Raw genomic sequence first — 14,338 nt, forward strand, 5'->3', positions numbered from 1 at the left:
TAACCATTAACCTCGATGCGAACCTGCAACCCTCCAGCTAACTTTAGAGGGTTGCGAAGCCGCGATCGATTTCTCAAGGCAGCACACCGAGAGGGGTAAAGCTCATGCGCTGATGGCACTGGCCTTGACTGATTGTCCCGCGGGCACAGTGGGCTGCTCTACCGCCAGCGCGAGTCTAGAGGCCACGGATCCCATGCTGATGAGCCTCTTCCCTGCCCCCTTGAAACTTAAAGGCGGAATCGGCTTACCCACAGCCCCGCGTTGCTTTAAGAGCTGCTGGTTCGCATGGCTTAAGCCATGTACATCTTGGATAGAAGCATTCGTCACAGTCAGCACATCATGGGTTGAACTCCAGCTCAAGCGCACGTCGCACTGATCACCCTCTTCTATAATCTGCCACAAGCGAACGGATTTATCAGCACAGCCGGTCACCAAATAATTGCCGTTGCTGGCCTCTTTCCAGGCGACACTATAAACTGCCCCACCAAAAGCTCGAATTTCCATCCGACATTGCCCCGAGGACACATCCCATAGACGCACCGTCTTGTCAGCACTGCCCGAAGCGAGTTGCTGGCCGTTGGGCGAATACTTCACGCTTAGCACATCGCCGGCATGGCCACTTAAGGTGTGACTGAGCTGACCGGACTGTGTATCCCACAGCAACACCTTCTTGTCATCAGCGTAGGTGGCGAGCTGCTGGCCATTGAGCGAATACACCATACTTCCATGCACGCCCATATTCCGGTTTAACGCATGTCCGTTTAAAGTATGGCTGAGCTGACCGGTTTGTGCGTCCCATAGATGGACTTTATTGTCCTCATCGCCGGATGCAATCTGCTTGCCATTGGGCGCATACACCAGGCTATAAACCTTGCCGGTATGTCCGCTTAAGGTATGGCTGAGCTGACCGGTTTGCGCATTCCACAGACGCATCCCGGCGCTCCAATCGCCGGAGACGATTTGCTGGCCGTCGGGTGAATACGCCACGCTCCAAATCATGTTGTGGTGCCCGCTTAAGGTTTGCCGATGCTCACCGGTTTTCGTGTCCCACAGACGCACTGTCCGGTCAGAACTGGCGGAGGCGATTTGCTCGCCGCTCGGCGAATACACCACGCTATTAACCGGGCTGGTATGTCCGCTTAAGGTGTGGCTTAGTTCACCAGTTTGCGCGTCCCACAGAAGCACTTTATTGACCTCATCTGTGGAGGCGATCTGCTGGCCGTTGGGTGAAGACAGCACGCTCTTAACCGCGCTGGTATGCCCACTTAAGGTGTGGGTGAGCTGGCCGGTTTGCACGTCCCACAGTCGCACCGTTTGATCCCAACTGCCGGAGGCGATCTGCTGGCCATTCAGCGCATACGCCACGCTCGAGACCCCGCTGGTGTGTCCGTTTAAGCTGTGGCTAAGCTGACCCAGGTATCCATCCCACAGTCGTACCGTATTGTCACGACTGCCGGAGGCGATTTGCTGACCATTGGGCGAATATGCCACGCTACAAATCTCATTTGTATGCCCGCTTAAAGTCTGGCTTAGTTGACCGGTTTGCGCGTCCCACAGAAGCACTTTATCGAAATCATCTCTGGAGGCGATCTGTTGGCTGTTGGACGCATACACCACACTCTTAACCGCGCTGGTATGCCCACTTAAGGTGTAGATGGGCTGACCGGTTTGCGCATCCCACAGCCGCACCGTATTGTCACGACTGCCGGAGGCGATCTGTTGGCCATTGGGCGCATACACCACGCTATAAACCTCGCGGGTATGCCCGTCTAAGGTGTGGCGATGCTCACCCGTTTGCGCATCCCACAGCCGCACCGTCTTGTCAGAGCCACCTGCGGCGATCTGCTTACCGTCGGGCGAATACACCACGCTATAAACCGTGCCGGAATGTTCGCTTAAGGTGTGGCTTAGTTGACCGGTTTGCGCGTCCCACAGACGGACCGTACTGTCATAACCGCCGGAGGCGATTTGCTGACTATCGGGTGAATACCCGATGCTCAGAACGTAGTGATTATGTCCGCTTAAGGTTTGGTGATGTTGACCCGTGTGTGCATCCCATAGATGGACTACCTTGCTTTTAATGCCGGTAGAGGCGATCTGCCGGCCGTTGGGCGAATACATCACGCTACCCACTGGCTCGGTATGTTTGCGTAAGGTGTGGCTGAGTTGACCGGTTTGCGCGTTCCACAACCGCACCGTTTTGTCGAAACTACACGATGCGATCTGCTGACCATTGGGCGAATACACCACGCTATAAATCTCATGGGTATGTGCGCTTAAGGTGTGGATCTTTTTCCAGGTCAACGTGTCATACACGCTGATTGTGCCGTCGCCAAGGCCCACTGCGCAGGTTTTCCCATCCGGGGAATACATGCAGACCCTGACCGGGCTCTTTTCTTCAAGAAAAGGCAATTCACCAAACTGTGCACCCGCCATTTTTGCGCCGGTCAAATTGGCCTGGCGCAGCCAACTATTGCGCAGTTTGACTTTCCTTAAATCCGCCCCTTGCAACTGCGCAGAATCGAATACGCCCTGATTCAGATCAGCGCCTGGAATCTGGATGCCCTGTAAATCTGCTCCATTAAACTGCACGCCCGCTCTAACCAAGATCGTGATTGCATTAGCCGCGGCCTTGCGAGCTTCTTTGTCGTCCTTAGAGCGCTCTATGACCGCGTGCAGCTGTTCGTTGAACAGGGGCTCCTGTTGTACACGCTCGGCGAGAAATTGCAAAATGGATGGCTCGTTGACAAAATTCTTCTTCCACAAGGGTGAGTCGAGCAAGGGCTTATCAATGTCCACCGCAGCGGCTTCCACCGCAGCTTGGCTATCAAAGCTCCAGTCAGAACTGACGCTGCCTCGACGGTTTGAGGTTTGCGTCAGGGCTACTTTGCGCGCGCGCTCCCCATCTTGCGGCTCAAAGATCGCACGGGCCACCCCATATTCCAATAGCGACCGATGGATAAAACGGAACTGATTGCCACTGCGCGTTAATGGACTGGCTTCACGCAGCAGGTGCTTGTCGTCTTCCCGACCAAAAAATTTTTCTTTCCAGGTCCCTTGATCTCTAAAGTGCGAATACTCAACGACGGGGTTCCCCGCTTGCTCTTGATAGATCTCAGCCGACAAGTTTTTCAAAAAGACAATGCCATTTTGCGTAAAGCCTTCATCGGTCAAGCTCTCAAAGGCTTTCTTTTCTAGCTCGGTTAACTTTTTATCTCCCAAGCGTTTTTTACCACGCTCTAGCCATTGCTCCACGAACTGGTCGTACAGCGCCACCCGGGTTACCCGGACCGTAGAAAACGTTTGACCTACATCCACCATGCGAGGCAGTACCTCTAAGGACAAGGTTAAAAGAAAGGGATTCTTCACTAAGTCTTGTAAGTGAGGAATCTGCTCAAGCGCCTGCTTGTAATCTTTCGCCTGCCAGAGTGGTCTACTCACGGCCACATATTGCTTGATGTACTCGTTAATTTTTTCCTTTGAAAACGGTGCCATCACCGCTTCCTGAAATAGCGCTGACTTGGCCTGGTGATTGCGGTCCGTCGGCTGAAATCGATCCCGATAATCAAGGCCAATATATTCGCTACGGCAGCTGATGACCATTTGCGCCTGCCATTCTCCTGACTGATTCAGCTGATTACTCATATATAGATTATGAGTTTGCTGACTCTCGTCATAGCCATCGCAAATTAAGACGAATTGATGACGTTCTTTTAACTCTCTAATCTGTGGCTCGGTAAAACCCGCTTTGCGTAAGTGCTTGGGAATCAGATCCTGTTCGGGCTTATCGATCGCGGGCAAGTTAATAAAAAGCGGGATGCGTTGATTTTGCTTGGGCGTATAAGCGTGCCATAGGTCCTTTTCGAGCATCCGGTTAAAGGTCGATTTACCCGAGCCGGAATCCCCTAAGAGCAGCATTACCTTTTGCGTACCATCGAGAAATTCGTTGACCTTACCCTTTAGATCGAACAGCGTCTTATCAGATGCTTTTAGGCTAGGCTTGGCCTGTGGCGAGATATACACGGCGTCGCCCCGTTCTTGCAAGCGCTGACGTCTGAGCTTACGTAAATCGACTTCGACATCGGGCTTATTCTGAACGCGGTCTAGTAGAGAGGAAGAGGCCGATAGGGGCAGCACCACGTTCAGTGGATACTGGCTGTGGACTTCCTCCTGGCACTTTTTATAGAGCTCTTGTGTATCGGCATCCCCACTTTTTTCTAACTTAATAAGCATGGTTTTGGCTGCCGTAGCACTCACCGACTTCACAGACTTATCGGATAAGTGGAGCAGGATCTTAATGATCCATTGCTTTACGTCAGCCAACTGACCCCACTCTGTATCGTTGGTATATAGCTCACTGAGAAAATTTAAGGCGCTTTGACGCGTGTCAGCGTCCCATAGCGGATTCGCCGCTATTTGGCCTAAGCGTTCACACAGCCCCCATTGAAAGGCAGGGTGACGGCGGCAGGGAACAGTTCGCACTAATTCCTCAAATGCCGTGAATTGCCCATTTTGCAGCAAGGTGTCACTACCGCGTAGCGCGCTATACCAAGCGCTTTTGCGTTTAAAAGCGAAGCCTTCTCGGAAGCTGTCGATAAGACCCTGTCCACTCTCGTACAACGACATTGCACCTTCAACCCCGTCCTTGAGGGTCTGCGCAACCCCTACCACGTCTGCGACGCCCTGCTGAATACTCTGCAGTCCGTCTACAAAACCCTTCAAGTCAAAGGCTTTGACGGCACTGACGATCCCAGCCACACCACCAACGACTTTAGTGGTGCGCCGCCACGCCGCGTCCCATGGGGTTTCATTATCGGGCACATACAGCAATGCCTGAGAGGCGTAGGCTGCTTTATAAACCAGATAGGGGTCATTGCTCCCTTGTAATCCGTCCATAGAAGCGGCGAGCGGAGCATGGAGTTTTTCGCGATCTAAGCCTGTGACCTGGCTATCGGCCATCGCATCCAACACGTTCGATACCGTGCGCGTTAATTGATAAAGATTGTCCGTGGACTGCCCATGCGTTTCTTGTAAGCGGGTGTTTAAAAGGGTTAATATTTTGACTAAATCATCCGGCTTTAAGGAGCCGCGGGTGGCGCTTTGAATCAGTCGAGCCAGTCCTTCTACCAAATGGAAATCCAGCAAGAGGGGCTGGTTAACGCCATCCACAAACGCTGCTAACAATTTTTGAAAGTTGTCTGGTTTCAGCGCGGGGGCGACACACAAGATTTCGGTGACGGTCGCTTCATCTTTGAGTTCGTCATTGATGAAGGCGCGGATCAAATCGGTGGCGAGCGCATGCAGTCGCTCTCGTTCTTCAGTATTACTGGCGGTGGCTTGTGACCAAAGACGCTCTTTTTTTTCGAGTGTTTCGCTAGAGAGCGCAGTTTCTGATAAAAGGCTCAGGCAGTACGCGAGTTGAGCGGTGCTCGTGAGGCGGTCGTCCACTTCGGGTAGCTCATAGTCAGCGACAGGCCGAGGCACATTCTTAGCAAAAATTTGAAGGGCACTCTGTGTGGTGTCGAGGTCCGGGTTTTCTTGGCTCAGCAGAGAAGGAGAAAGAGACGGCATGGCGAAGGAAGCAGCGGGAGAAAGTAAGGCGTTGATAGAACCAAACATGCTGCTGGGGCGTGTGGCGGCAGGCAATTTGCTTTGCGCTTCGACATGCCCCCAGGTTTTTGCTTTCTCATAGCTGGCATTCGCCTTATCGAGCTTGCCCAGCGCTTTGAGTACATCGCCGCGCTCTAAGTAGATGGCGGCAAGGTCATCCCGCAGGGCTTGGTCTTCTGACGTCTGTGGGGCCTGCGCTTTTCTGAGCGCTTCTTTCACTTGAGATAAAGGAGTCACATGGCGCTCGTCCGCGACTTTGACCAATGAGGCCTTGGCATGCTCATACAAGATAAAAGCGGTTTCCAGATGTTCCGCCTCCTTATGATAACGACCTTCTTTTAAATAGCTTTGAGCAAGCTCTAGGTTGACGGCGGCAGACGTTGCGTGTGTAAGTCTGGACAACATAGGGTTTTCCTTTTATTTTTTGTTACTAAGTATTGTAAGACGGCTTGCTGTACTTCGAAAAATGACAGCTAGCGAGTTTGAAATGACAGTTAGCGAGTCTGGCATGGAGTAGTCATCACGATCTGATCACGATGACTACTCCATCCCCTAGGGCTACATGACTAAACAACTATTTTGCTGATGTCGCACCTCTTCTACAACTTGTTGCGCTTCAGCTTCACTCTTAAACACCCCCTGATACGGGCGGGTACGTGCCTCCAGCGGCGAGCCGAATCGATAGCCGTAAACACTAGGACGCACCTGCTGGGATGGGAGATACAACGCTGCGCCCTCTTCCGCCGTCTCTACCTTGACGCCTGGTTTGGAGAAAAATCCTTGGACACTCCAGCCGCCCTGTAACGACCGCCCCGACTCGTCCGCTTTCGGCTGACTCAAGCGTGCATTCGCTTCCCCCGTCATCAGAGCAAGGATCACCCTTTCCTGAGAAGACAGCATATCGACGCCCCCTGTTCTCAGGTAATCCATCACGCGGCGCGCGCCATACTCGGCCAACGTTTGAATATCTTGGGTGCGCCAGGTTTGTCCCGAGAATACAGGCTGCCAACAACGCGCCGCATAGTAGGCCATTTCTTCTATCTGCTGCTGGATGCCGGCAGACACGCGCAGACCTTTTGATTTCTGCTCAGGATCTGCAACACGCAGGACACCCGCCTTTTGATCACTGCGCTGCGGCTCGCTGAGCAGTTTCGTCACCGCCTGCACGATGGCCGGCAGATCGACCGTGTCGGAGGCTCCGGTCGTGGCATTGAATTCGATTTTGGGTAATGCACGTGATACCGCCTCGATCAGCCTTTCTGCTAACGCGGCTTTATTTTTCAGCAGCGCTTCACCATTCGCGCGTCGCAGCAGTTGAATAATTTGATACAGCTGCTCTTCTTGGAATTGTTTGGCAAAGAGGTTAGCATGCTTGTTCTCTGGCGCGTCCAAATTAATCCGCTGCGCCAAAGTGTGGTACCACAACTCCTCTTGCTGAAGCTGCTGCGTACGTTTTTCCTCCTGGGTTTTTTCCTGAGCTTCGAGCGCAGCAATTTTCTGTGTGAGCTCGGCTGCTTGGGTCTCGAGGGCGGCTTGCTGTTCGAGGACTGCTTTTGCATGCTGCTGCCACAACCAGGCATAGGCCGTGGCCTCGACGACCTTAATCTGATCGCGAGAAATGAGTTTCGGCGGTGCACTGCAGGCGATCAACTGTGCTTCACAATACGCTGTCAGGCTCGCCTGGGTCTCCCAGCTGGCTGTTTGTACAGCAATTTGGTCCTGTGTGACCGTCTGCTGATGTTGCAGCAGTTTTTGTTCTATTTTGAGGCCTAAGACTTTTGTCACCGACTGAAAGGCCCCTATTTGGATGGGCAAAGCCTGGTCAACGAAGAGCTTAGCCAGAGCCCAATACTCCGTTTCGTAAAACGCTCGCGCGAGATTGAAGTAAGCACGGCCCTGTCTTTCTCGACGCTTGCCATCGTAAAGGAGAATCTGGCAGGTGTGCGTCATCCCGGCCTCAAAATCCCCCCCCGCCAGATAAGCTTCGCCAAGGTAAATGGACAGCATCCCCAATGCTTGGTGTTGGTTTGCCGTCTCGTGTCTCAGGAAAATACGGTGCGTCTCGTACAGCGCATCGATCGCAGGTTGATAATTCCGCTCAGCTGCCGGCCGAGCATCTTCCAATTCCTTCTGGATAATCCCCTGATCAATCAAAATCTCGGCGCGCACACGTTCGTTGAATACCGCCGGATGTCGATCGAACCATCTCGCTAATTCATCAAACCTTTCGAGCGCATCAACTAAACGTCCTTGCTTGCGCAACGCCCGGGTGAGATTGCGCAGCGTATAGGCAATCGCCTCAGGATTGCCGACTTCGCCCAAATTGACTTGAATGGCGTAACTTTTCTCAAAATTCTGAATCACTTCCACGGCAACCTGGCCGCGTGGAACCAGCTGAGAAGCGAGGGTCCCCTCTTGATACAGATATTCTTCCGCATATAGTTTGAGTAATTTGGCCTCTTCCTGATTGGCCTCTTGCCGAGTGATGGACAAGGCAAAGTCCTCTGGCCGCTGTTCAAAGTGCGCGAGTTGTTCCTTGGACAGCCCCTGCTTAAAGAAGCGCTGGGCCCCTTGCAGACAATCATGGGCTAGCTGTAACTCACCGTGATGTAGGTAGTAGAGTCTGGCTAGGCTGCTACCCAACGTCAGCACTTGGTGCAGCAAAGGCAAATTCTTAGCAAAGGAGACCGTAGCACAGGTCTCAAAAACAAGCGTATGGACCAGATCAGTATAGGGTTTTAAGTCTTCTGGCTTGTTATGACGACCATCTGAGCTTTCGTTATCTGTCAAATAATTGAAAACCTCAGACAGTCGCTGGATGTTTTTTTCAAGCAGCGGACGTTGTTCTGACAGATACCGTTTTTGCACCACGCTTAGGAAGGCCGGGTTAAGCTTGAGACTGTTAGTCGCCTGATCGAGGTCCACAATCTCGAGCTGCTTCTGGGACAATATCTGAATGGCGTCTTGATCAACCTGTTCATTGCCAAAAAAGGCAAAGGGGATGCGAGGTTCTCCCAGCCAGGCCGCCTGTTTAAGGATAGTCAGTGCCCGCGCTGTGACCGGGTTCGTTACCGTTTCCGCTTCTAGTGGCCCTAGACTCGCCTGCGCGATCTCACTCAATAAGATATCTCGCACCTCTTGGTGTTGCTCAGGTTGCGCCAAAAAGTCGGCAAAGTTCCTAAAACCCGCCATCGTAGCTTGGTAATGTCGGCACAACGCCTGAATGACAGCTGGAAACCCCTCTGTCATGCGAATCACCTGAGCAAAATCACACGCGTCGAGCGGCTCTTGCGGCAGGCACTGCTGAACTAAATCCTTCGCTTGCTCCGAGGTAAAAAGGCTCAGGGGCAGAGAGTCAACGTCTCGCTCTAAGCATTGTTTGAGCTTATCGGTCAATGGCTGGGCTGTTGTATAAATCAATTGACCGGACCAAAAAGACGGCTTCAGCCAAGTCAAGACAAGATCGGCATTACTCGGCGTTAGCCCGTCCAAGATCAATAATGAACGAGGATGTTGCTGCACATAGCTTGCCACTTGCCGCAGGGCTGTTTGCGGCCTTAGATTGCCATAACCGAGCGCGTAACCAATGGCTTGGATATCTGCATGAGCACGATTCACACTGCTGCAGTCAATCCAGGCAAGCAAATCGTAAGACGCAAAGAACGCATCAGGGCGCGGATGAATCAAGCGCTGAAGCAGCGTGGTTTTACCCACACCAGGCAGGCCGATGACTTCAATTAGGGCTTTGGGCTGATCCTTTAGCAGTTCGAATAATTGGGCTGATTCTGCTCGAGGAACGTAATGGTCTGGACGAATCGGTAGCTTACCGAGGGAAAATCGGGGACCTGATGCCGCCAGCAAGCGGGTCAACTGCTCTACCGCGTTAGCATGGCCCCAGCCTTGTGCTTTTTGGTAGCACGCTTGGGCTTGGTCAACCTGTTTGAGTTGTTCGAATACTTCCGCATGCTCGAAATAGACATCAGCAATGCACTGCCGTAAGGCTGTTTGCTCCGGCGTCTCAGATCGATCGCGCTCGGTCACTCGGACGTCTGGGTCTGACGGCGTCAAGCCCTGCTGCTTGGCCAACTCGAGCAGGGCCACGGCCACCTGCTCATACAAAGGATTGGCCAGCTCGGGCCGCGCTTCTTTATGCGCGCGCGCTTGCGCTAAATCTGGCGCAAGCCTATCTGAGGCAAAAGGAAGTAGCGGTGTATTCGGATAATGCGTTGAAATGTTTAACATGGGGTTAACCTTATTGCGCTTGCAGTTAATGGTGTGTATTGATCAACTGCAAGGGAATGTAAAAATAGTGTGCGAGGAGGATGTTCACCCTAGGAAAAATGAATGCGTTTGACCTAGATTTAGATTGTCTTACTCGTGTAGAGAATCAGCCGATTGAATATAATTTTTTTGTAATCGCTTCCTTTCGAAATGAACCGGGACATGTCGGTAAGCGCGGAATGCCCGCGCTTACCTTAACCTGCCACCAGACACTCATCCGCTTGAGACACATAGCGCAAACTCACGCCCTTTTTTAAGTGAGTAGCAACGCTATGCAGCCTGCAACTTGCATAGCTCTTCAACCTATATTGATGGGCCAGAAATGCGCTCACTTCACTAATTCACATAGTGCGATTTCAGATGAATTGCCAAATTAGTATTAAAATATTATCGATACTGACATGGTTCGTCAAGCATGTTGGGGGGAGCAAATGAATTATCCGGTTTTTAGCACGTGAATTGTCCGGTTCCTGGGTGGGTTATGTGTTTAAGGATTTCTGAATGGCTCGACTGTTTACGGTCTTTAAGATAAGCCTGTCGAAGTTCCTGATCAGGTGTGCTGTTCTCTGCTAGATTGTCAACAGTGATTGAAATTTGATACAGTTTGCAGCGAAATCCTGACTCTAAATCCGATAAGGAATAAAAAATGAACACTCAAGGGGAAAAAATGCTCAGTCGCAAAGCACTGTTGGGCGCAACCATGAAAGCCATATTCTGGGCTTTTATGGGGATTCGAAAAAGCCGCGATCATAAGCAAGACGTTGAACGCCTCAACCCTCTCCATGTATTGATTGCGGCCCTCGTAGGCGGATTGATTTTTATAACCACATTGATCATTGTGGTTAAGCTTGTCGTCAAAAATTATTAAGGCGCTATCCAATATGTTATTGAGAATCGTCGATAAGTCAGAGCACTCCGCTGCTGCAGAAAGCGTGCAGTGCGCCTACTCAGAATCTGTTGCAGGGGCCCTCGAGCACCGGGCAGAGCCGGTTGAAATCTCTGTCGAAACCCGTACTGGCGTCACGCGTTTTGTGACGGCTTTTGACTTAGCCTCGATCCCTACAGATTTACGGCAAACCTTAGACTGGTATTTCACTGAATATCCGCATGCTGCCACCGCTCAACCCGATGATCATGGTATCGCTGCCAAACTGACCGAGCTTGGACAAGCAATCGGCAATCAGCTTCTAGGCGAGCAGCCGCAATTTGCGCAGGCCATCGCGGCGATCCAAAAACAAGGGATTCAGCAACTCACTGTCCGCATTGAATCAACGCGCGCCAGCTTTTTGGCGCAGCCGTGGGAGTGGCTGGTATTGCCAGCTAGTAGCCAGGTGTTGTCGACGATAGCGAAGAGCTTTGAAAAGCGATTCACCGGTGGGAGATTCTCGGAATCGGATACTGAGTTGGAATACGATCTGAAAGTCACACCGCCGGTGCCAGATGCCATTGCTGAGCTTAATCAACAAATGGGAAATTCAGCTCCAACACAAGCCGCCGCGGAAAAACCCTATCATGCGCCGCTGTGCATCTTGCATATCGTCTCTAGAGCGTACTCAGAACATCTACCTTTTGCATCTAGCGCGGCGCTCGAAGCCGCCACGGACTCGTTCTGCTCAGAAGGCGCCATCCACTATGAAATTTTTGTCGCAGGAACTTGGGCGCAGCTGCAAAAACGGCTCAGCGACCCTCAGCGTCCTGTGCATATTGTGCAGTACGATGGCCCGCTCGTAGTAGAAGGTACGGCAACCAGCCGTGGACAGAATACTGGCGCGGCGTGCTCTGAGCTGCTCAGCCTTCTGCTGGAGGATGCCGGCACTACGTTCGGGCCCATTGCATTTGCCGATTTTGCGAAAGTGCTAGTGCAGAACAAAATCGCGGTGCTGTGCCTCGATGCCCGTGGATATTTCAAGGGTAGCCAACTGCTGGATGCCGCCGCCGGCTTAAGCGCTGCTGCCCATGCTGCTCATCATGCAGGTCTGGGCAATCTGATTGGACTGGCGCAGACCACGGATCCGTGGACCAGTGGCCAGTGTTTCCAAGCTATTTATCACAGTCTAACAGCCGGCTTAAGGTTGGGCCAGGCCGTCACCCAAGCACGTCAGCGCTTGCAAGCGCAAACCGAAATCGCGCGCTTTACCTCACAAGGATTGCCTTTTCAGAGTTGGCCATTGCTGGTTCATTATGGTGGTCAAACCATTACATTTTTTGACACCCCGCAGGCACGTGTGAGTCTGTCGGAATCACAAACCTTGGCACATGCACGCAAGCGCTTACTGGGTTTCAAGGCCACCCTACTGTCTCCTTTGCTCAACCATGCCAACGATGGGCCAGCGCTCGCCCTGCTGGCCGCACTTGAAACTTCACCGCAAGCACTGCTGCTCACCGGCCCGGCCGGCAGCGGTAAGACGCATCTCGTGCATCGTCTTGCGCTTTATTTGGCGCAGCGCGAGCACATCGATTTTGCCTTTTATTTTGATTTCAGTGACGATTTTTACGCCGTCGATATGATGCTGGAAATGATCGCTCCGGTCCTTGGGCTGGCCCCCGGTCAGCAGGCTGAAACCAAGGCTGCGCTTAACAAGCTGCGCTGCTGTTTTGTCCTAGATGGGCTTGCGCCAGATCTCTTAGCGACACAGCAAACACTCAGCGGCTTCGTGCATGAATTGTTGGCTCATGGACATTTAGTCCTCATCACCGCGCCATGCTGGCAAGATAGGTCACCCTCGGCATTCACCGAGATCCCGCTCCCACCCCTGCTCGCTGCTGAACAGCGCTTGCTGGCGGCAGCTCAATTGCGTGCGAACTCTCTCGTGGGCAAAGATCTAGACCACGATTGGCCTGCCTTGTTGACGGCCACCCAAGGCAATCCGTTTCTGCTCCAGCACGCCCTGCCGCTGCTCAATCGCCTCACGGTCACAGCGCTCACCACAGAACTCAGCGCCCGCATCGCGCACGATCGCTCTGTGGTTGATTCATTTTATGCATGGCAATGGTCAGAGATGCCGCACCAATGGCAAGACCTGCTACTGCTGAGCGCTGAAGTCGATGGCCTGCTGCTGGAGTTGCTGATGGTTGCCTTCGATCAGAAGGAACCGTTCGCGCCGGCCAAAAAACTAATGGCGCTCACGGGCAATGAAGCGGCGCTCTTCTCTGACGGACTGACGCTGTGGCAGCGATGCGGTTTTCTCGTTGGCCTGCCCCACGGCCGGATCATTGATACCCGCTGCCGGCCTTTTCTAGAGCGCAAACGGCACGAACAAATTGAGCGTGCGGTCACCGCCATCGAAAGCGAATTGTATTTCAGTCAAGTGCTGTGCGAAGGAATTCGCATCTTAAGCCGCCACCTAAACGGTCAGCAAAATCCCACCTTGGCTCACTATCTTTTGATGAATCGGCGACACTGGAGTACGCATTTAGAAAAACTCTGGTTTGCCCAAGACTACCGTGGCTTTCTGAGTGCCAAACATGCCTTTGATCAAGTGCTGCGGCAGGCCCAGTTGGGCGCAGAAAGTGCGGCGTGGTCACTCAACCTGTTGGCACGCTCCCCTGCTGTACAGGTTGATGACGAGAGCGAGCCGGAAGCGCCGTTAGCTTGGCTGGCGCTGGCCCTCGACGCCATGGCCGCCAACCATGCGGCACACCAGGCCAGCCTAGCCAACGGTGCTGAACGCTGGCGAGCGTGGCTCGATGCCCTGCCGGCTATCATCGAAAAACAGCAGATTTTGTATTTTCAGCAAGCGGCCACCTTCCTCGATGTGTTCTATCAAAGTCGGCAAGATTGGACCGCCGCGCTTGCCGTGAATGAAAGAGCGGTGCAGGTCTATACTCAGTATGAAGCCTGGCCGAAGGTGATCCAAGTACTTAAAGCGCTCGCGCACTGCTATCTCGAACTGGGAGAAGCCGAACAAACTTTAATCTGCGAAGACAAAATCCTTAATGAAATTTCTTACGCCGGCGCGCCCCCCGGCTTTCACGCCCAGCAAGTGTTCGATGTCGCTTGCGCACGCGTTGCCCGCGGCTCTTCTAACTATGCGCAGGTCGCCTTGGACCAGTTAAAAGCCATGGACGAATCTAAACGCTTCGGCGATATGCTGGATGGGCTGCAGGCAGATATCGACTACCAGCAGGAAAACTACGCAGCATCGATGCCCTACTACTGCAAATTGTGGGCCCGCGCGATCCAAGCCGGCCAGCAGCCCTATATCGAGCAATTGAGGCAAAAATTCTTACAGATTGAGCAAAAGCTAGGCGCAGAAGTCTTCGCGCAATACCTCGACGATGAACTGGAAGAAAATATCGTGCGGCCGCAAGAATATATCGCGACACCAAGGACGATACATTAGGATTCAATCTACGCAACTTTTACTAGAATTGAACCGGCGGCGGTGAGTTTTCTTCGGGTCTGGATCTGAGGTAATATGGCGAAGTTCCGAGCACCGCCCGGTCC

4 protein-coding genes are annotated in these 14,338 nt (G+C 52.7%); 2 read left to right on the forward strand and 2 right to left on the reverse strand.

Annotated features, from left to right (window positions below; all coding sequences use genetic code 11):
* Nucleotides 1-102 precede the first annotated feature (102 nt).
* Entirely contained in the window at nucleotides 103-6,015 is a 5,913-nt protein-coding gene (locus KMZ15_RS04495) for an NACHT domain-containing protein (RefSeq protein ID WP_223694604.1), read from the reverse strand.
* Nucleotides 6,016-6,168: 153 nt separating this feature from the next.
* Entirely contained in the window at nucleotides 6,169-9,852 is a 3,684-nt protein-coding gene (locus KMZ15_RS04500; protein ID WP_223691049.1) for an NB-ARC domain-containing protein, read from the reverse strand.
* Nucleotides 9,853-10,537: 685 nt separating this feature from the next.
* On the opposite strand from KMZ15_RS04500, the gene KMZ15_RS04505 reads away from it, so the two are divergent.
* A complete protein-coding gene (locus KMZ15_RS04505; RefSeq protein ID WP_223691051.1) occupies nucleotides 10,538-10,759 on the forward strand; it encodes a DUF2970 domain-containing protein in 222 nt (73 codons plus the stop codon).
* Between the two features lie 13 nt (nucleotides 10,760-10,772).
* On the forward strand, nucleotides 10,773-14,234 hold the full coding sequence (locus KMZ15_RS04510) for an ATP-binding protein (protein WP_223691053.1): 3,462 nt from the start codon (nucleotides 10,773-10,775) through the stop codon (nucleotides 14,232-14,234).
* Nucleotides 14,235-14,338: the final 104 nt, after the last annotated feature.

The sequence above is a fragment of the Mycoavidus sp. HKI genome (assembly GCF_020023735.2).
Lineage (GTDB): Bacteria > Pseudomonadota > Gammaproteobacteria > Burkholderiales > Burkholderiaceae > Mycoavidus.

Excerpts from the sequence above, each read along its gene's own strand:
- KMZ15_RS04500 (WP_223691049.1), bottom strand. The coding sequence starts at position 9,852 with ATGTTAAACATTTCAACGCATTATCCGAATACACCGCTACTTCCTTTT.
- KMZ15_RS04495 (WP_223694604.1), bottom strand. The coding sequence starts at position 6,015 with ATGTTGTCCAGACTTACACACGCAACGTCTGCCGCCGTCAACCTAGAG.
- KMZ15_RS04505 (WP_223691051.1), top strand. The coding sequence starts at position 10,538 with ATGAACACTCAAGGGGAAAAAATGCTCAGTCGCAAAGCACTGTTGGGC.
- KMZ15_RS04510 (WP_223691053.1), top strand. The coding sequence starts at position 10,773 with ATGTTATTGAGAATCGTCGATAAGTCAGAGCACTCCGCTGCTGCAGAA.